This is a genomic window from Thalassospira sp. Z349TD_5, from assembly GCF_056173045.1.
The window spans coordinates 4,214,103-4,232,192 of sequence record NZ_CM149654.1 but is presented as its reverse complement, the minus strand read 5'-3'; the positions used below and the strand labels follow the sequence as shown (position 1 = coordinate 4,232,192).

The following is an 18,090-nucleotide window of genomic DNA, read 5'->3' as shown; positions in this document are numbered from 1 at the left end:
CTTTGAAAATTAACAATTTTAAAGTGCAAAATGCGCGGCGTGCACCCCATAGAACGTGATTATTCCCGGCATCCTGTGCCTGTTCTTATCCGAACAGGAAGGTTCAGTCGGATAGGATTGCATGCTGGCCGTGCCATCGTTTTTCGGCTGTTTTGCGCCCATAACAATGGCGGCACGACATCCTGAATATCGCGGTCCTGACCGCTTTGCTCCGACTCGACGTTAAGCCAATGACACAGACCGTCACACGGACGGTTTCATCATTTCCGGGCCTCGTTATTTTCATGCATGATGTAGCCGACACCCGTGCCCACGGCCCCGCCAATCACGGTGCCACAGGTAACACAGCCGCCTGTCAAAACAGTCCCGACGGCCCCGACACCCGCACCAATTGCCGCCCCGCTCAGCATTTTCTGGTTACGATCATTCAGGCCGCTGCACCCCGATAGCCCCAGTGCGTCGGTCAGAGCCAGAATCATGACTGCCTGTCGCATGTTCCCTATCCTTCTTGCTCGTTTCAGGTTGTGTCAGTCAGACAGTCTGAAATGAAAATGGGAACGGGTTGGGCGCCTTTGCGTGGAAAATCGGGCAGATAAGGAGATAAAAAGGCACACACCCTGCCAGAGGACTGAAAAAATTGATGGTTCTAGGGGAAGGCACCAGAAGACGCGGGGCATCTGGTGGGACGTCATTTCCGTTGAAACGGGTCAGGCAAGCAGATAGCGTGACGGGCAAAACAAGGTAGGCATCCAGAACGGATGTGATGGGCTGCCGACATCCAAAGGAAACGATATGAGCTTTACCGCCTGGTTGTCTGTTGCAACCATCTGTGTTTTGGGCGCGATGACGCCGGGGCCGAGCCTTGCGGTTGTGTTGCGCTATTCGGTTGGTCAATCGCGACAGGCCGGTTTTGCCTGTGCGCTGGCCCATGGGGTGGGCATCGGGTTTTATGCCGTCATCACCATGACCGGTCTTGGGATCCTGTTTCAAACCGTGCCGGTGTTTCACAATGCGGTCAGCATTCTGGGTGCGTTCTATCTGATCTGGCTTGCCATCAAGGCATGGCGTGCGGCCGGGTCGGGGGAAAAGTTCAATGTCGAAGGGGCCGGGCAACTGTCCGGGTCGTTGACGCAGGCCGCACGCGATGGGTTCATGATTGCGTTTCTCAATCCCAAAATCGCGCTGTTTTTCCTCGCATTGTTCAGCCAGTTTGTCTCGCCGGAATTTGAATGGGGCGGCAAGTTTTTGCTGGCATTCACCGCTGCGGCGATTGATGCGGGCTGGTACTGTCTGGTGGCGATCGGGCTTTCGCATGGCGCGGTTTTACCGTGGTTGCGCGACCATGCCGCATGGATTGAACGCATCATCGCGGTTTTGTTTGTTGTCGTTGCCCTGCGTGTTCTGTGGGGTGTGGTTTTATAAGCATCATGCATGATGCAGGGATCGTGATGCACGGCCTTGAGGCAGGCTGATATCACGCTGTTTCTGTTCCCGTCCCCGGCGCGGTGATGCTCAAATTTCCAAAAAGTTCTTGATTTGTTCTTTTATTTGTGGCATAAAGGACAAATCAACAGGAAAAAACCGCCTGCACCGCACCCCGCAAGACATCATGTTTTGCGGGTTTTTTGCGTTTGGCCGCATCTCAGGGAGACAGACGATGCAAGGAATTTTCGGTCACAGAAAGCTCACGTCGGCACAATCGATCAGATTTAACGCACAGCGCATTCGCCTCAGACCGCAGGGCCAAGACCATTGCCAAGACCATTGCCAAGACCGTTTCCAGAACCTGTTGCATTCAATCTGTGCAAGCCAGTATGGTCATGCGCGCCACCCCTCGACCTTACCCGGATCATCCCAGATCCAGACGGAGCCCCCCGATGACTGACAAAACTGCCCCCACGGATGAACCGCAAAATAATGCCGGGCGCGGGTTTCATCGCCTTGGTGCCCATATCGGGTTTCTGATCGCGATCCTGCTTCTGGCAGCCAATATGCGCGGCAGCATTGTCGGCCTTGGCCCGCTGGCCGAGATTATCGGAACTGATCTTGCCCTTTCGGGAACCCAGCTTGGTCTGCTCACGACCTTGCCGGTGTTGAGTTTCGGGGTTTTGTCGATCTTTGCCCCCCGGTTGGGGCAAAAATTCGGGCTTGAGGCAACCTTGCTTGCGATGCTGTTTTTCATTGCCGTCGGGCAGGGGCTGCGCGCCAGTGGTGCCTATGACATCATGGTGGTTGGCACGATCATTTTGGGGGCGGCGATTGCCGTTTTGAACGTTCTAACACCGTCGTTGGTGCGCCGAAGCTTCCCGACCCGTGTCGCACTGGTGACAGCACTTTACACTTTCACGATGTCAACCGGGGCGACCGTTGCGGCATTTATTTCCATTCCGATCCGCAACGCGGCCGACGGGGATTGGCGCTGGTCACTTGGTATCTGGGCGGTGTTTGCCGCGATTGCCTTTATCTGCTGGCTGCCGATGTTGCGTTATCGCCATAAGGCGGTTGTACCGGCATCTCTGGTCAAAATATCGTTGTGGAAAAATGTCGAAGCCTGGTGGCTGGCCCTGTTTTTCGGGTGCCAGTCATTGATGTTTTATACCGGCACGGCATGGGTGGCCAAAGTCTTCATCGACAGCGGCATTTCCGAGGCCGAAGCTGCAACGCTTTTGACCCTTTTCAACGTGTTTGGCATTCCGGCCGCCTTTGCCGCCCCGCTGATCTATTCAAAGTTCCGCAATAAAAAACTGGCGATGCTGTGCCTGCACATTCCCTTGATCATTGCGGTGCCCGGCTTTGTCTTTGCCACCACTGAATTGCCCTATCTTTGGGCGGTCTGTCTTGGCCTTGGTCAGGGCAGCATGATCAGCATTGCCCTGACACTGGTTGGGATGCGCGGGGCGGATACGCAAACCTCGGCCCGTCTTTCAGGCATGGCCCAGTCGGTCGGTTATTTGTTTGCGGCCATTGGACCGGTTTTGTTCGGGGCGCTGCATGATCTTTTGGGCGATTGGCAGGTTGCCCTTTACTTCCTGTTTGTCGTGGTTGCGATCCAGATATGTGCCGCCATGCGTGCCGGATCGCCCGAGAAAATCGGCGGAGAATAAAACCGCGCACTGCGTGACCAGAGATAAAACACCCCGGCATGAATTGACCCCATGCCGGGGTGTTTTGGTGTGTGTGACAATCATCACAAGCTGTTCTTGACTTGCATTCGCAACAAGAATATAGAATGCAAATCATTATCAATTACATTCGAAATAAATAAGGAGTTTGCGATGTCCGACATCGCAGCCAGGCTGGCCAAGCACGACAAACCCGGCGCGGTCAAATACATGCAAATCAGCGAGTTGATGGGGGATGATCGGGAAATCATCATTATTCATCAGGGGGATGAATATCACCTGCGCCTGACATCGAATAACAAACTGATCCTAACCAAATAACAGCGTCCCCAGACGCGATCCATATCCATCAACTTCACCAATTTTGCCAGCCAGCGCGCCAGTGCCCTGCACAAGCCAGCCAGCCAGCCAGAAATGGTCCAAAGCTGCCTTACAGGGGAACATCATGGTTCGAACGACTTCTGCGCGCCTGCTTATGGCGTCAGTATCCATTGTTGCGCTTTGCGTTTCAGCGCACGCACAGGACGCCACCGACGAAACACCAAAAACAACCGTCGATCAGACATCCGATGACGCGGCGCAATCCGTGCCGGAACCGACGATTGTGCTGGATGCGATTTCGGTCACGGCCAGCAAAACAGGGACATCGGTGATTGATGCCCCGGCATCGATATCCATTGTCGATCAGGAAGAACTCCAACGCCGTCAGCCAGATAATCTTGGCGATATCTTGCGCGGTATGCCAGGTGTCGAGATTTATGGTGGTCCGCGTAGCACAGTTCAGGAACCAATCATTCGTGGTTTGACGGGCGATAGGGTTGTTGTGCGTGTGGATGGTGCGCGTGCCAACATGAGTGTCGGGCACAAGGGGCGTTTCTTCTTTGATCCCGAAGTGTTGAAATCGGTGGAAGTCTATCGCGGTGCGGCATCGACGATGCAAGGAACGGGCGCACTTGGTGGCGTGATTGCGTTGACCACCAAGGATGCGAATGATCTTCTCGAGCCGGGACAGAATATCGGTGCACGTGTGAAGGTCGGTTATGCGTCTGTTGACCACGGATTGACGACGAATGGCATGGCCTATGGCCGCCCGACTGACAACACCGATGTGCTTGTTAGTGTGACTCGCGAAAGTACCGGAAACTTTGAAGCCGGTAATGGTGAAAAGCAGCCCTATACCGATGATGATTACATCAACGGTTTGTTCAAGGGCGGCATCGATATCAATGATGCCAGCCGTCTGACCCTGTCCTTGCAGCGTTATACAGATGACCACCAGTTGCCTGCTGCACCGGACAGTGGTGCAGCCGTAAACGCAACCAGCAACTTTCTTGTCGACCGCGAAAGCGAAGAATCCTCGCTGGTGCTTGGATATAGCTATCGCGATACCGGCAATGATTGGGTTGATGCAAAGCTTAATGCCTATGGCATGCGGACCGATCTGGATGAAAAACGCGTCAGTGATGGCCGTCATGACGAGCGTACCCTTGATACCATTGGCTTTGATGGCAACAACACATCGCGCTTTGATCTGGGTGGTCAGGATCTGGCAGTGACGGTTGGTGGTGAGATTTATAAGGATTCACAGGAAGGCCGACGTGACGGGGTAAAAGTATCAAACTTGTTCCCGGATGCGGAAATGATGATCTATGGCGTGTATGTGGATAACAGTCTGGCTGTCACCGATGCACTTGATGTGACGGCGGGTGTCCGGTTTGATTCATACGATCTTTCTGCTGACGGACAACGTTCACGCGAAGACAGTGCGATCTCGCCTCGTTTCTCGGCCAGCTATCGCGTGACAAGCTGGATGCAGTCCTATGTCAGTTATGCCGAGGCCTTCCGCGCGCCTGCTATGACTGAGATGTATGCGAGTGGTTACCACTTCCCGGGCAACAGTTTCGTTGCCAACCCCGATCTTGAAGCTGAAAAAGCCAAAACTTGGGAATTCGGGACCAATTTCAAGTCTGATAACCTGCTGAGCGCAGGCGATGCACTCCGTGCCAAGGTTGCGTATTTCCAGAACGATATTAGTGATTATATCAGCCAGGAGGGCGGATATGTCGGAAGTACGGAAACCAAAAGCGTAAACGTACCGGAAGCTGAGATCAAAGGCTTCGAAGCGGAACTGACCTACGATACGGGTGTTGTTTTTGCCGGATTGGCAGGATCGCGTATTCGCGGTGAAAACACGCAGACAGGTGAGAACCTTTCAAACATTCCAGCTGACAAGGTCTCTGTTTCCGGTGGGTATCGTTTTGTTGACGTGGGTGTTGAAATTGGCGGGCGTGCAAACATGGTTGACCGACTGACCCATATCTCGGATGGCGACGAAGTTCCGGGCTATGCAACGTTCGATCTTTTTGCCAGCTGGGACGCAAGCCAAACCCTGCCCGGACTGACGGTTAATGCCGGGATCGATAACATTCTTGATCATAACTATCAGGTTGCCGATCAGGGGCTTTATGAGCCGGGCCGCAACGTCAAAATTTCCGCAAGCATGAAATTCTAATCACCGCAGATCAGACGATGCCGCCTCTGCATCGTCTGATCTTTAAGGAGGGTCTTAAACGCCATGACACAAAACAATTTTAAAACAGCCGATGAAGCCTGGTCGGCATTCTCTGCCGGTGAGGCAAAAGGCTATGCCGTCGATATTGCCGCCGAACTTGGTTTGACCGAGGGCGAACTGGTTGCCGCAGGCATTGGGCAGAACGTTACGCGTCTTGATGCGGACTGGGGCGATCTGATTTCCCGGCTGGAAGAACTGGGCGAGGTCAAGATCCTGACCCGCAACGTCAATGTCGTGCATGAAAAAACCGGCACGTTCGGCGCGGTCAGTATCAATGGCGAAATGGGCCTTGTTCTGAACGGGGATATTGACCTTCGCCTGTTTCTGGGGCGCTGGGGACATGGATTTGCGGTTGAAACCCATAATCCGCGCGCGGGGCGTCGGCGCAGTTTCCAGTTCTTTGATCACGATGGCACGGCCATTCACAAAGTCTTTTTGACCGGCCATTCCAATGAAGCTGCCTATGACACCCTGATTGCCGATTTTAAGGCAGAAAATCAGATACCGGGTATTGAGGTCCTGCCACCACTGCCCAAACCGGTCACCCGCAAGGATGGGGATGTTGATGTCGAAAACCTGCGCGCCCATTGGCGCAGCATGACCGATGTCCATCAGTTCCATGGTTTGTTGAAAGATTTCAACGTTGATCGCCATCAGGGTCTGCGACTGGTTGGCGAAGAATTCGCCGAACGGCTGAGCAATGACGCGCTTAAACCCCTTTTGGAAACGGCGGCAAAAAGCGATCTGTCTATCATGGTGTTTGTTGGCAACAGTGGCGCCATTCAAATCCATACCGGGCCGATCAATACCATTCGTGAAATGGGCGACTGGATCAACATCATGGATCCAAGCTTTACCCTGCATCTGCGGATGGATTTGATTGCGCAAGCCTGGATCGTGCGCAAACCGATCCGCGAAGGTCAGGTGACAACGATTGAGCTGTATGACGCTGAATTGAACAATTTCGTGATTTTCTGTGGTGAGCGCAAACCCAAGGACCCGGAAAATCCCGATTGGCAAAAACTGGCCGAGAGCCTGCCGCGCTATTCATCAGCAGCGGCCAAAGTGGCGGAGTAACTCATGCGCGCGATTTTTGGATTTACGCTGGCCGTCATCGGGTTGATTGGCTTGTGCCTGCCGGCATTTTCGGCTGAGCAGCCCCAACGTGTGATCACAGTGGGCGCACCTGCGACCGAGATTGTCTTTGCCCTTGGGGCCGGGGACAGCGTGATTGCGACCGATACCACAAGTACGCGGCCAGACCCGGTGCCAAGTTTGCCCAAGGTCGGTTACATGCGCCAACTGGCAGCAGAGGGCATCATCAGCCTGAAACCTGATGTGATTGTTGCGGTGGAAAAGTCCGGTCCCGATCCGGTGTTACAGGAACTGACCGATCTGGGCATCAAGATCGTCAAACTGCCGTCGCTTGATCGGATGGAAAACCTGCCCAATGCGATTGCCATGGTGGCAGAAGCCCTGGGGCGTCAGGATGAAGCGGCCCTTTTGACCAAACGGGTGAACGACGATATTGCCAGTCTGGCCAGCCTTGCCACCAACGATCACCCAAGCATCGTTTTCTTGATGGCGGTCGGTCATGGCAAGCCGCTTTCAGCCGGGAAAAACACAACCGCAGCTGAAATCATCGATTTGATTGGCGGGCGCAATACCATGGCCGCGTTTGACGGTTTTAAACCGGTGTCATCGGAAATCATTGCCGCAGATACATCGGATTATGTTTTGGTCGCCCAATCAACAATCGATCAGTTGGGCGGAATTGCCGGATTGAAAAACCATGCGGTTCTTGGCCTGAACAAGGCCGTGGAAAAGGGTCATGTCCTGACTGTGTCGTCGTCAACGATTTTGGGGTTTGGTCCGTCATCGGCATCGGAAATCCGGGCTTTGGCGACGTCCCTGCATCAGGCTGAACAGGCACAGTGAGCGGCGTGAAGAAGATGGTGGCATCGCCTTGGATGCACATGCCAATCAATCGGTCCGTCATGGTTCTGATGTTTCTGGCAGTGGGGCTGTTGGTGGTGACGGTGATATCGCTGGGGACGGGTGGTGCCCCGATTGATCTGGGCGATGTCATCCATCACATCCTGCACCGCATGGGTTTGATGGGAACGGGGATTGAGGAATTTGATGCCCGTGTCCTTGATAGTTTGCGGCTGCCCCGGATTCTGCGCGCGATTGTCATTGGGGCGGGACTTGGCCTTGCGGGGGCGGTGATGCAAAGCCTGTTTCGCAATCCGATTGCCGATCCCGGCATCATCGGGGTTTCGGCCAGTGCCGCCTTTGGCGCGGTGGCGATGATTGTTGCCGGTCATATTATTCTGGGCAGCTATTACCCGGTTGTGGGGCCCTATGGGGTGCCGGTTGCGGCCTTTGCCGGGGCTGTCTTAGCAACCGGGGTGATCCGGGTTTTATCGCGTCAGGACGGGCATACCGATGCGGCGATCATGTTGCTGATCGGGGTTGCGATCAATGCCATTGCCTTTGCCGGGGTGGGTGTTTTCACCTATATGGCCGACGATGCCCAGTTGCGCAGTCTGACATTCTGGCAAATGGGGGCATTATCGGGCAATGGACCGGCGGACGGACCGGCCTTGCTGATCATCGCCGTTGGTGCGGGATATCTTGTCAGTCTGGGGACGTCGCTGAACCTGTTTTTACTCGGCGAGGCCGAAGCCCGCCATCTTGGGATCGAGGTTGAACGTCTGAAACGCCGGGCGACCGTTGTGACCGCGTTGGTCGTCGGGGCGGCGGTGGCGGTATCGGGCATTATCGGCTTTGTCGGGCTGGTTGCCCCCCATCTGGTGCGGTTGGTCACCGGGCCGGACAATCGTTATGTCCTGCCCGCATCGGCCATTTGCGGGGCGGCGATCCTGACCGGGGCGGATGCGGTCGCCCGGATCATTGTTTTGCCTGCCGAATTGCCGATTGGGCTTGTCACCGGGATTGTCGGCGGGCCGTTTTTCCTGGGTCTTTTGATGCGTGAAAAGAAAAGGCGGCGGATATGACCCTGACGGCGCACAACATCAGTTTTCTGGCGCGTGGGCGGTATTTGTTGCGCGATATTTCCGTATCATTGGTCGCGGGGGAAGTTCTGGCGGTTTTGGGGCCAAACGGGGCGGGGAAATCGACCTTGTTAAAGGTTCTTGCCGGTGAACACGGCGTTGCCGACGGGACAGTCACCCAGAACGGTCGCGATGTGTCAAAGCTGCCCGCCCTGACACTGGCGCAGGAACGTGCGGTGATGCCACAAGCAACATCAATGACATTCCCCTTTGCCGTGCGCGATGTCGTGGCCCTGGGGCGGTCGCCTTTTCGCAAGATATCAACGCGCAAGCATGATCAGACACTGGTTGAACGGGCGATTGCCCTTGCCGATATCGGGCATCTGGCCGATCGTGCCTATCCGGCGTTGTCGGGTGGGGAAAAACAACGCGTCCATCTTGCTCGGGCACTTGTGCAGGTCTGGGGGATGGATGGGGATCACGCCCCGGTCGGGGCAAGCGGGGCAAGGTTCCTGTTACTTGACGAGCCGACATCGGGACTTGATGTTGCCCATCAGCATGCCTTGCTTTCGGTCGCGCGGCGCGAAGCCCGCCAGAACGGGGTGGGGGTTTTAATGATCCTGCATGATTTCAATCAGGTCACAGCCTATGCCGACCGGGTTGCTGTTTTACAAGCTGGCGAAATGGTCGCGCAGGGGGCGGTCGGCGATGTTATGACGCCCGACTTGCTTTCGACTGTGTTTAAAAGTCCCATCCGGGCGATCCCCGATCCAAGCGGCGGTGCGGTGTTGGTCAGTCAGGCGGCGGCATCCGGGTGAATGTCGCGGGCTTCCTCGGCCAGTTGCTTTAACGCGGCCAAGACATCCTGCGTTGCTTTTTCCATTTCGGCAAAGGCCGTTTCGGCGGCGTCTTGATCGCGATTGGCAAAGGCACGAAGGGCCGCGTGACCCGCGGTATGCTGGGCTTCGTGTGGGGCGCGGACGGTCTTAAAGCCGGGCAATTTCCGGAAGGGGTCGGCAGCGGGGCTGTCATACCATTTGCCAAACCGGCAGGTATCTGCGGCCCCCATGTCAATGGTATCGGCGTCGGTCAGGCCAGCCAGAACTTCGGCGACGGTTTTGAAATAGACCGCATGTTCGGCCCGCGCACTTCGGATCGTGCGGTTGGGGATGTCATATTGCACCAGTTCGGAAACCTGTTGATCAATCAGGCCTTCGACCTCGCCAACCGTTTCAATGGCGGACCGGATCGCACTGACCTGCCCGCCGGTTTGATTGGCAATGCCGGTGATGCCATCGCGCACCGCATCGGTTGCGATGTTCTGTTCATCCAGAATATTGGAAATATCGGCGATGCGCTGGGTGGTGTCTTCCATTTTAGCGCCGATTTCACCCATTTCGCGGGCAACTTCCCCCATGACATCCTGCCCGCGTGATACCGCATCGGTGCCAAGGTTCATGGCATCGACAATGCCATCTGTTTCGCCCTGAAGATTGGCAATGCGTTCGCGGATGCTTTCGGTGGCACGCGCGGTTTGCTGACTTAATGCTTTGACCTCGTTGGCAACCACGGCAAAGCCCTTGCCGGCTTCGCCTGCGCGGGCGGCCTCGATGGTGGCATTAAGCGCCAGAAGGTTGGTTTCCGATGCGATGGCTTCGATCTGTTCAACGATTTCGCCGATTTTTTGCGATGCCTCGGCCAGAACATCGACCCGTTTGGACGCATCGCTGACCGCATGGGCGATTTCGTCCATGCTTGAAACGGCTTCGCGCACGGTTTCCTGACCGGTGCGGGTAACGGTGATGGCATCTTGGGCGTTTTCCGCAGCAACCTTGCCATTTTCGGCAATGTGGCTGATGCCTGATACCATTTGATCGACGGCGGCCGAGATCGATTGTGCCCGGCGGTCAACGTCCTCGATGACATTCATCATCCGGGCATTGGAAATCGCACTTTCATTGATCGCGACCGACAGGTCCATGGTGCGATCAAGCTGCTGATCGGCAAAGGCATTTTCCGACGTGGTGTGGCGGTTGTGGGCACTGGCATCGCAATAGGCCGTCAGGGTCAGTTCGATATCAAGCAACATCACCGATGTCAGGGATGTGACGATCCGGGCGGCATCCGATGCCCGCCAGCGGAATTTCAGGATGATTGTTTCAATCAGCGCATCGGTAACGGCGTTATAGGCCGCGATGTATAGTTTCGGGGTAATGCCGTATTCTTCGTGGCGTTGACCAATTTCAATCGATTGTCGGACGAACGCGTCGTCGAGTTTGCCATCAAACAGCTTTTGCCAGTGGGTTTGCAGGCTGTTGGTGAGGTCTTTACGGACCGCATCATCAATAACAGCCTGATTTGGGGGCGGGTTTTGCGAAATGATTTCGTAGAACTGCGCGGCCCGTGTTGCCGACCCACCCTGAACATCACGGGATGCCTTGCGCAAAATCTCAAAGGTTGCGGGCAAAACATTGTAACGTTCAAGACGATCCTCGAGCAGCGACACAACCTGAACTCCCTTTTCCCCATGACAACCTGGCAGTTCTGCCAAGCTTCTTACCCGTCAGCCTTTTGATGGCTTGTTTAGGGTCTGAACCCAATATGTAAGCACAGGAACTGTAGGGTTCAGCGTTTCAATCGGCAATCTCTTTTACGGTCGCCTGTGAGGAGACCAGCGATTGTGGGCGGGTAAGCTGTTCCTGTTCAGTTTTGCAGGTGGCAAGTAACCAGTCGCGAAACGCGCGGACGGCAAAGTTGTTTTCCTTTTCCTGCGGATAAACAACGTAATAGGCATGATGGTTGGGGATTGAGACATCAAACGGGGCGACCAAGCGCCCGCTTTCAAGTTCTTCACGCACCAGAAATTCCGGCAAAAGAGCCAGTCCAAGTCCAGCAACAGCGGCCTGAATGACCATGTGGAAATGTTCAAACCGGGGACCGGCCAGTTCATCAACCACGGCAACGCCAGTTGCAGCCAGCCAGTCCTGCCATGCGCGCGGACGGGTGGAATGTTGCAATAATGTGCAATTGCGCACCCGTTCACGGGCAATGGGTAAATCGTCGTTTTCTTGCAGGATTTTGGGTGCGCAGACCGCGATCAGGGTTTCGCCCATCAAGCGATGGGATTTGCAGCCCGGCAGATTGTCATCGCCAAAATGAATGGCAATGTCGATGCCTTCGCGGTCGAAATTAAATTCGCGGGTCTGGGTGATCAGGTTTAACTGAATATCGGGCCATGTGGCTTTGAAATCGCCCAGACGCGGCACCAGCCAGCGTGCGCCAAATGTCGGCAATGTCCCGACCGTGAGCATCCCGCCCGCATCGGAATAGGCCATGACCTGCAACGTTGCGGCCTCGGCCCGGTCCAGAAGATCGCGCACCTGTGCGGCGTAGGCTTCGCCCGCTGCGGTCAGTTTCAGGCGTTTTTTGATGCGGCGAAACAAATCACGCCCGAGATATTCTTCGAGTGCGCGGATTTGGCGGCTGATCGCACTTTGGGTCACGTTCAATTCTTCGGCGGCACGGGTGAAGGAAAGATGGCGTGCCGAACTTTCAAAAAATTGCAGGGCCGTTAAGGATGGCAGGACGCGACGCATGGGGCAAATTCCGGTTCATGACTAAATGGAATGATGTGGTGCGAATATATCGTTTGTTTGCTGTTCTTCCAAGGCGTACCGTTTTAAACGGTTCCAAGCCCCCGCGCGCCGCCAGATGAAGCGTTCGGGTCACGGGCCAGAGCGGATGATTATCGGGAATTGATAATTATTTGGAAGGAGAAACCCTTTCAAGACCCTTTTTCGGTCATCCTGCGCATCCTGAAACATAAAGAACGGCCAGAAGGCCTGCACAGTTTATCGGGTAGAAGGCGAGAATGGGTTCAGAAGCGCAAAATTACGATGTGATCATTGTCGGTGGTGCGGTTATTGGCAGTTCCATCGCATGGCATCTGACCGACCGGGATGATTTCAAGGGCCGGGTTCTGGTGATCGAAAAAGATCCCAATTACGAATTTTGTTCGACTGCCTTGTCAGCCGCATCCATCCGCCAGCAGTTTTCAACCCCGATCAATATTGAAATGTCGGGTTATGGCATTGATTTTTTGCGCAATTTAAAACGTGACCTTGACCCGGACGTTGACATTTCCCTGCATGAAAAGGGTTATCTGGTTCTGGCCACCGATGACGGGCGCGATATCCTGCGCCATAACCATGCGACCCAGACCGAATTTGGCGGCGATATTGTCTGGATGGAGCCCGATGAGCTGGCGGCCAAATACCCATGGATGACGACATCGGATTTGGCGGCGGGCTGTTGGGGCCGCACGGGCGAGGGATGGTTTGATGCCTATTGCCTGATGCAGTCGTTCCGCAAACAGGCGCGCCGTCGCGGGGCGGATTATATCGACGGTGAAGTGGTCGAGGTCCTGCGCGATGGCGATCAGATTACCGGTGTTGTCTTAAAAGACGGTCGCCGGTTTGGCTGTGGCCAGCTTGTCAATGCGGCGGGAACCGGATGTTCCAAACTGGCCAAGATGGCGGGCCTTGAAATCCCGGTCGAGCCGCGCAAACGTTGCATTTTCGTGTTTGATTGTCGTGATGCGGCCGACATCAATGCCAGTTGTCCGATGCTGATTGATCCAAGCGGGCTTTATGTCCGCCCCGAAGGCGAATTTTTCATCACCGGCATCGCCCCGCCCAAGGAGCGTGACCCGGAATGCTGGGATTTTGACGTCGATCACAGCCTGTTTGACGACATCATCTGGCCGGGTCTGTATGAACGGTGCGAACGGTTTGAGGCGATCAAGGTCATCAATGCCTGGGCCGGGCATTATGCCTATAACCTTTTGGATCAGAACGCGATTTTGGGCCGCCATACGGACGTTGCGAATTTCATTTTCGCCAACGGATTTTCCGGCCACGGGTTGCAGCAAAGCCCGGCAGTCGGGCGCGGTATTGCCGAACTGATTACCACGGGGGGTTATGAAACTCTTGATCTGTCGGTGTTTGGCTATCAACGCATTCGCGACAATGCGCCGGTGCTTGAGCTCAATGTTATTTAATTTAATTCGATTTCGTAACGATGCTGCGAAATCAAACCTTTAACCCAAATGGCCGGAGCACGCCCCACATGCCCCGTGATGATCGCACCACAGAAGTGAACGCCAGCACCATGCTCCGTAATCGCAAGACCGGGTCGGTGTCGGCTGGTGTGCGCAATCTTCATCCGGTCTATCTGGATCGGGCGTTGAATGCCGAGGCCTGGGATGTTGATGGCAACCGCTATATCGATTTTATTGGCGGGATTGGTGTTTTAACCGTGGGTCATCGCCACCCGGTGGTGATGGAGCGGGTGGCCAAGCAGTGCGACCGCTTTACCCATAGCTGCTTTAACGCGCTGCCTCATGAGCCGTATGTTGCGGTGACCGATTGGCTGGCGGCCAATTGTCCGATTGAAGGTCCGGCAAAATCCATGCTGACCAATTCCGGGGCCGAGGCGATGGAAAACGCGCTTAAACTCGCACGTGCCTTTACCGGGCGGACCGGGGTAATTGCCTTTGAAGGCGGTTTTCATGGACGGACACTTGCGACCTTGGCGCTGACGGGGAAAACCAAGCCTTATAAAACCGGGCTTGGCCCGCTTCCGGGGCCGGTTTGGCATTTGCCATATCCCTGCCCAGAAACCGGTATATCGGTTGAGGATGGCATGGAAGCCCTTGCCAAACTGTTTGCGGTCTCGGCCGATCCCGCATCGGTGGGTGCGATTGTCATTGAACCGGTCCAGGGGGAAGGTGGTTTTCGCGCCTGTGATCGGGAATTTTTGATTGAGTTGCGGGCGTTCTGCGATGCCAACGGCATGGTTTTGATTGCCGATGAAATTCAGTCGGGCTTTGCCCGTACGGGCAAGATGTTTGCCATGGAGCATGCGGGGGTAGCACCCGATATCCTTGTCATGGGCAAGGGGATCGGCGGGGGATTTCCGCTGGCGGCGATTACCGGGGCGGAGGATGTCATGAGTGCGCTCGCACCTGGTGGACTTGGCGGGACATATTCGGGCAATCCGGTGGCCTGTGCGGCGGCGACCGGGGTGTTTGATGTTTTGCGCGATGAAAAGATCCTTGTTCGCGCCAAACAGCTTGGCGAGAAATATGCCACCCATATCGCATGGTTGCGCGATCTGCCCGGCGGGCATGTGATCGGCAATATGCGCGGAATTGGCGCGATGCGCGCCTTTGAAATCATTGCAGATGACGGCACACCATCGGCCAAGCGTCTGCAAACCTTATTGCAACGGGCCCGCGCAAACGGGCTATTGTTAATGCCAAGTGGTGAACACGCCAATGTGGTGCGCCTGCTGGCACCTTTGACCATTCCGTTTGATCAGGTCGATGAGGCCTTTGCCATTATCGGCAAATTGTTGCCTGAACTGGCCGGAATTGCGGATTGAGCGGTCGGCGATGATCGCCAAAGAGTTTTAAAAGAAGGGAGTTTTACTGTGAGTTACACATCCATCCTGACCGAGCTTGGTCTGTCCGAGGCCGAGATTGCCAATGGCACGCTAAGTGTCCAGACCCCGGTTGACGGTTCGGAATTCGCATCTGTTACCGAAACCACACCGGCTGAAATGCTTGATGCCATTGGTAATGCCAAAAAGGCGTTTGGCGCATGGCGTCAGGTGCCCGGCCCGCGCCGTGGTGAGTTGGTGCGTATTCTGGGCGAAGAACTGCGCGCGGCCAAGGAACCGCTGGGGCGTCTGGTGTCGCTTGAATGTGGCAAGATTTATCAGGAGGGTCTTGGCGAAGTTCAGGAAATGATTGATATCTGCGATTTCGCAGTCGGTCTGTCGCGTCAGCTTTATGGTTTGACGATTGCGTCCGAACGTCCGGGCCACAAAATGATGGAAAACTGGCATCCGCTGGGTGTTGTTGGCCTGATTACCGCGTTTAACTTCCCGGTGGCACCATGGGCATGGAACACCGCGCTTGCGCTGGCGTGCGGCAATGCCGTGATCTGGAAACCGTCGGAAAAAACCCCGGTTACCGCCCTTGCCTGTCAGAAGATCCTTGAAAAAGCGATCGCGAAATTTGGCGATGCCCCGGCCGACCTGCATCAGGTGGTTGTTGGCGACCGTGAAATCGGTGAAATCATGACCGACAGCCGGGATGTTTCGCTGATTTCGGCAACCGGTTCGACCCGTATGGGCCGCGAAGTTGCCCCGCGTGTGGCCCAGCGTTTTGGCCGCACCATCCTTGAGCTTGGTGGCAATAACGCCATGATCGTCACCCCGTCGGCTGATATCGACATGTCGGTGCGTGCGGTGGTGTTCTCGGCTGTTGGCACCTGTGGTCAGCGCTGCACGTCCCTGCGTCGCCTGATTGTCCATAAGGATGTTAAGGACGAGCTGTTGCCGAAAATCATCGCGGCTTACAAATCGGTTTCCATTGGTGATCCGCTTGAAGACGGTGTGCTGGTGGGGCCGCTGATTGACGAAGACGCCTACACCAACATGCAGGCCGCCCTTGCCAACGCCAAAAAAGATGGCGGCACCGTCCATGGCGGCGAACGCACACTGGAGTCCAAATATCCGAATGCGTTCTATGTCACCCCGTCGGTGGTTGAAATGCCCGGTCAGACGGACACGGTGAAGCATGAAACCTTTGCACCGATCCTGTATGTCATGACCTATGAGACGCTTGAAGAAGCCATCGCGCTTCAGAATGACGTGCCGCAAGGCTTGTCGAGCTGCATCTTCTCGACCGATCTGCGTGAAACCGAACTGTTCCTGTCAGCAGTCGGGTCTGATTGCGGGATTGCCAACGTCAATATCGGCCCTTCGGGTGCGGAAATCGGCGGGGCGTTCGGCGGTGAGAAAGAAACCGGTGGCGGACGTGAGTCTGGTTCGGACGCATGGAAAGGCTACATGCGCCGTGCGACCAACACGATCAACTATTCCCGCGAGTTGCCGCTCGCACAGGGGATTAAATTCGATATCTGATCACGTGTCTGATCAGTTTCGATCCAGACCTCGCCAGTTTGCTGGCGGGGTCTGGATAAGTGGTTATTCATCAGGTGTTACGGCTGTATAAGAAATCACGTACTCTCCTTCCGGTAAGGGTGAGCCCGGCGTAATTGGATTTACGTGAATGTTGAAGTCAAAAACTGTGCCTGTGTTGGCGCGGATGTTGACCGCAGGACAGGTCGGGGGAGATGAAACAAGCTGAGTAAAGATTAGTGGGGAACTATCCATCTCCGGAACGAGTTGACCGCTTCCTGTGAAATTATTAACAGATCTAGAAAGATTTATAATTAATGCTCCAGTGTGAACAGAAGAGCTTGCGTTGCTGACAGTTTGTCTAGTGTATACAGCGGGCCTCTTTTTCTCTGTATACTTTATTGAAGTTTGTATGATGTCATCAAGTGCTTCTTCATCTTCTTGATTGCTTGATTCTTGGTAAATTTTTAAAAATTGTTCTGTCTGGTATATCAGGATATTGTTTTTTGTTTTTTCAAAATATTCTTCAAGCAATTCGAGTCTTGGATTAAGAGTTTGGCCGCTTTTCTTTTCCCACCAATCTTCTTTTTTTTCTGAAGTAACAAGTATGATCGGATTATTTTCAGATTCTGAATGTTTTAATATCTGACTCCACATTAGGAAGTCACCGCTGGAATTTCCATTGTCTTTGTCCGCGTCTAGGTATCCTGGCGGTATTTTTTTCTCTTGTCGTTCGTTAAACTCCTTTTTCAAGTTATGGATGTCATTTGGTTTTTCACCAATTCTTTCATCGAAAAGAGATAATATTTTTTGAAGTATTTCCTCCTTATCAGATTTATCCGGAATGTTTTCTCTCTCTTTTTCAATATTATCTTTAAGTTCTTTGTTTGATTCCGCGTGAGATTTTTGAAAATTATCAATTATGTCGCTGGGGATCGCACGTATACTTTTAATCTTATTTGTTGAAGCTCTAATACTAGACTCTAAATCTGCTATTGCTTTTTCAGCCTCGTCGAAGTTTGAATTTATATCTGCAATAACTTTTCTTCGGTTTTTAATAAACTCATACGCAGTTTGATAGGAAATCCAGGTCCTGTCGCCAAAAGACGCAATCGCCTCTATAAGTGAATTTCGTGTTTTGGAATGATAGCGATAAAGGTCAAGTAAGACGTTTGCATCAACTGTCAAATTGGCGCTGTTCCAAACGTCTTTATGATCCTCGACAAAGTACCAAGGGAAGATTTTCTTCATCACTTAATTCTCCAGTAAAATTCGTTCTTATATGAAATAATTGATATGTATATCTATAGTTGTGTACTCTTGAATATTTATCAACAAAAAAGCGGCCCCCGAAGGGACCGCTTTTTGTAATTTCGCCTCAAAGCTTGGG

Annotated in this window: 16 protein-coding genes; 11 read left to right on the top strand and 5 right to left on the bottom strand. The window is 54.1% G+C overall.

Annotated elements, in window-relative coordinates; genetic code table 11:
• Positions 1 to 260: 260 nt before the first annotated feature.
• On the bottom strand, positions 261 to 494 hold the full coding sequence (locus tag AC0VXT_RS19425; protein WP_475546733.1) for a hypothetical protein: 234 nt from the start codon (positions 492 to 494) through the stop codon (positions 261 to 263).
• Positions 495 to 792: 298 nt separating this feature from the next.
• On the opposite strand from AC0VXT_RS19425, the gene AC0VXT_RS19420 reads away from it, so the two are divergent.
• From AC0VXT_RS19420 to hemP, 3 genes are all read left to right on the top strand, one after another.
• Positions 793 to 1,422 carry a LysE family translocator gene (locus AC0VXT_RS19420; RefSeq protein ID WP_475546732.1) on the top strand — a complete coding sequence of 210 codons (630 nt, stop codon included), beginning with the start codon at positions 793 to 795 and terminating at the stop codon, positions 1,420 to 1,422.
• A 455-nt stretch (positions 1,423 to 1,877) separates the two neighbouring features.
• The gene (locus AC0VXT_RS19415) at positions 1,878 to 3,104 is read left to right on the top strand and encodes a CynX/NimT family MFS transporter (RefSeq protein ID WP_475546731.1); all 1,227 of its coding nucleotides are present in this window, start codon (positions 1,878 to 1,880) and stop codon (positions 3,102 to 3,104) included.
• A 171-nt stretch (positions 3,105 to 3,275) separates the two neighbouring features.
• Complete coding sequence (gene hemP / locus AC0VXT_RS19410; protein ID WP_475546730.1) at positions 3,276 to 3,443, top strand: hemin uptake protein HemP; 168 nt, start codon at positions 3,276 to 3,278, stop codon at positions 3,441 to 3,443.
• On the opposite strand, the gene AC0VXT_RS19405 is transcribed toward hemP, so the two are convergent.
• Positions 3,432 to 3,569, bottom strand: a complete 138-nt coding sequence (locus AC0VXT_RS19405; protein ID WP_475546729.1) for a hypothetical protein — start codon at positions 3,567 to 3,569, stop codon at positions 3,432 to 3,434. The two genes, hemP and AC0VXT_RS19405, sit on opposite strands and share 12 nt — an antisense overlap.
• On the opposite strand from AC0VXT_RS19405, the gene AC0VXT_RS19400 reads away from it, so the two are divergent.
• The 5 genes from AC0VXT_RS19400 to AC0VXT_RS19380 all read left to right on the top strand — a co-directional run bounded on the left by AC0VXT_RS19400 (position 3,568) and on the right by AC0VXT_RS19380 (position 9,529).
• Positions 3,568 to 5,634 carry a TonB-dependent hemoglobin/transferrin/lactoferrin family receptor gene (locus tag AC0VXT_RS19400; protein WP_475546728.1) on the top strand — a complete coding sequence of 689 codons (2,067 nt, stop codon included), beginning with the start codon at positions 3,568 to 3,570 and terminating at the stop codon, positions 5,632 to 5,634. The two genes, AC0VXT_RS19405 and AC0VXT_RS19400, sit on opposite strands and share 2 nt — an antisense overlap.
• Before the next feature lie 63 nt (positions 5,635 to 5,697).
• Entirely contained in the window at positions 5,698 to 6,771 is a 1,074-nt protein-coding gene (locus AC0VXT_RS19395; RefSeq protein WP_475546727.1) for a hemin-degrading factor, read from the top strand.
• Positions 6,772 to 6,774: 3 nt separating this feature from the next.
• Positions 6,775 to 7,632: a heme/hemin ABC transporter substrate-binding protein gene (locus AC0VXT_RS19390; protein ID WP_475546726.1), complete on the top strand. Its 858-nt coding sequence runs from the start codon at positions 6,775 to 6,777 to the stop codon at positions 7,630 to 7,632.
• 38 nt (positions 7,633 to 7,670) lie between these two features.
• A complete protein-coding gene (locus AC0VXT_RS19385; RefSeq protein WP_475546725.1) occupies positions 7,671 to 8,714 on the top strand; it encodes a FecCD family ABC transporter permease in 1,044 nt (347 codons plus the stop codon).
• Entirely contained in the window at positions 8,711 to 9,529 is an 819-nt protein-coding gene (locus AC0VXT_RS19380; protein WP_475546724.1) for a heme ABC transporter ATP-binding protein, read from the top strand. Before AC0VXT_RS19385 ends, AC0VXT_RS19380 begins: the two co-directional genes overlap by 4 nt.
• Here AC0VXT_RS19380 and AC0VXT_RS19375 read toward each other — a convergent pair.
• Both AC0VXT_RS19375 and gcvA read right to left on the bottom strand, forming a co-directional pair.
• Positions 9,508 to 11,217 carry a methyl-accepting chemotaxis protein gene (locus AC0VXT_RS19375; RefSeq protein ID WP_475546723.1) on the bottom strand — a complete coding sequence of 570 codons (1,710 nt, stop codon included), beginning with the start codon at positions 11,215 to 11,217 and terminating at the stop codon, positions 9,508 to 9,510. The two genes, AC0VXT_RS19380 and AC0VXT_RS19375, sit on opposite strands and share 22 nt — an antisense overlap.
• Positions 11,218 to 11,344: 127 nt before the next feature.
• Positions 11,345 to 12,307: a transcriptional regulator GcvA gene (gene gcvA, locus AC0VXT_RS19370; protein WP_475546722.1), complete on the bottom strand. Its 963-nt coding sequence runs from the start codon at positions 12,305 to 12,307 to the stop codon at positions 11,345 to 11,347.
• A 275-nt stretch (positions 12,308 to 12,582) separates the two neighbouring features.
• On the opposite strand from gcvA, the gene AC0VXT_RS19365 reads away from it, so the two are divergent.
• From AC0VXT_RS19365 to amaB, 3 genes are all read left to right on the top strand, one after another.
• Positions 12,583 to 13,770, top strand: a complete 1,188-nt coding sequence (locus AC0VXT_RS19365) for an NAD(P)/FAD-dependent oxidoreductase (RefSeq protein ID WP_475546721.1) — start codon at positions 12,583 to 12,585, stop codon at positions 13,768 to 13,770.
• A gap of 68 nt (positions 13,771 to 13,838) precedes the next feature.
• On the top strand, positions 13,839 to 15,155 hold the full coding sequence (locus tag AC0VXT_RS19360; RefSeq protein ID WP_475546720.1) for an aspartate aminotransferase family protein: 1,317 nt from the start codon (positions 13,839 to 13,841) through the stop codon (positions 15,153 to 15,155).
• 48 nt (positions 15,156 to 15,203) lie between these two features.
• Positions 15,204 to 16,703, top strand: a complete 1,500-nt coding sequence (gene amaB, locus AC0VXT_RS19355) for an L-piperidine-6-carboxylate dehydrogenase (RefSeq protein WP_475546719.1) — start codon at positions 15,204 to 15,206, stop codon at positions 16,701 to 16,703.
• A gap of 63 nt (positions 16,704 to 16,766) precedes the next feature.
• Here amaB and AC0VXT_RS19350 read toward each other — a convergent pair whose 3' ends face one another.
• Complete coding sequence (locus AC0VXT_RS19350) at positions 16,767 to 17,951, bottom strand: PIN domain-containing protein (RefSeq protein WP_475548602.1); 1,185 nt, start codon at positions 17,949 to 17,951, stop codon at positions 16,767 to 16,769.
• Positions 17,952 to 18,090 lie beyond the last annotated feature (139 nt).

Bases quoted from the DNA above. Each gene is read 5' to 3' on its own strand.
- AC0VXT_RS19425 (WP_475546733.1), bottom strand. From the start codon at position 494: ATGCGACAGGCAGTCATGATTCTGGCTCTGACCGACGCACTGGGGCTA.
- AC0VXT_RS19420 (WP_475546732.1), top strand. From the start codon at position 793: ATGAGCTTTACCGCCTGGTTGTCTGTTGCAACCATCTGTGTTTTGGGC.
- AC0VXT_RS19415 (WP_475546731.1), top strand. From the start codon at position 1,878: ATGACTGACAAAACTGCCCCCACGGATGAACCGCAAAATAATGCCGGG.
- hemP (WP_475546730.1), top strand. From the start codon at position 3,276: ATGTCCGACATCGCAGCCAGGCTGGCCAAGCACGACAAACCCGGCGCG.
- AC0VXT_RS19400 (WP_475546728.1), top strand. From the start codon at position 3,568: ATGGTTCGAACGACTTCTGCGCGCCTGCTTATGGCGTCAGTATCCATT.
- AC0VXT_RS19405 (WP_475546729.1), bottom strand. From the start codon at position 3,569: ATGATGTTCCCCTGTAAGGCAGCTTTGGACCATTTCTGGCTGGCTGGC.
- AC0VXT_RS19395 (WP_475546727.1), top strand. From the start codon at position 5,698: ATGACACAAAACAATTTTAAAACAGCCGATGAAGCCTGGTCGGCATTC.
- AC0VXT_RS19390 (WP_475546726.1), top strand. From the start codon at position 6,775: ATGCGCGCGATTTTTGGATTTACGCTGGCCGTCATCGGGTTGATTGGC.
- AC0VXT_RS19385 (WP_475546725.1), top strand. From the start codon at position 7,671: ATGCCAATCAATCGGTCCGTCATGGTTCTGATGTTTCTGGCAGTGGGG.
- AC0VXT_RS19380 (WP_475546724.1), top strand. From the start codon at position 8,711: ATGACCCTGACGGCGCACAACATCAGTTTTCTGGCGCGTGGGCGGTAT.
- gcvA (WP_475546722.1), bottom strand. From the start codon at position 12,307: ATGCGTCGCGTCCTGCCATCCTTAACGGCCCTGCAATTTTTTGAAAGT.
- AC0VXT_RS19365 (WP_475546721.1), top strand. From the start codon at position 12,583: ATGGGTTCAGAAGCGCAAAATTACGATGTGATCATTGTCGGTGGTGCG.
- AC0VXT_RS19360 (WP_475546720.1), top strand. From the start codon at position 13,839: ATGCCCCGTGATGATCGCACCACAGAAGTGAACGCCAGCACCATGCTC.
- AC0VXT_RS19350 (WP_475548602.1), bottom strand. From the start codon at position 17,951: ATGAAGAAAATCTTCCCTTGGTACTTTGTCGAGGATCATAAAGACGTT.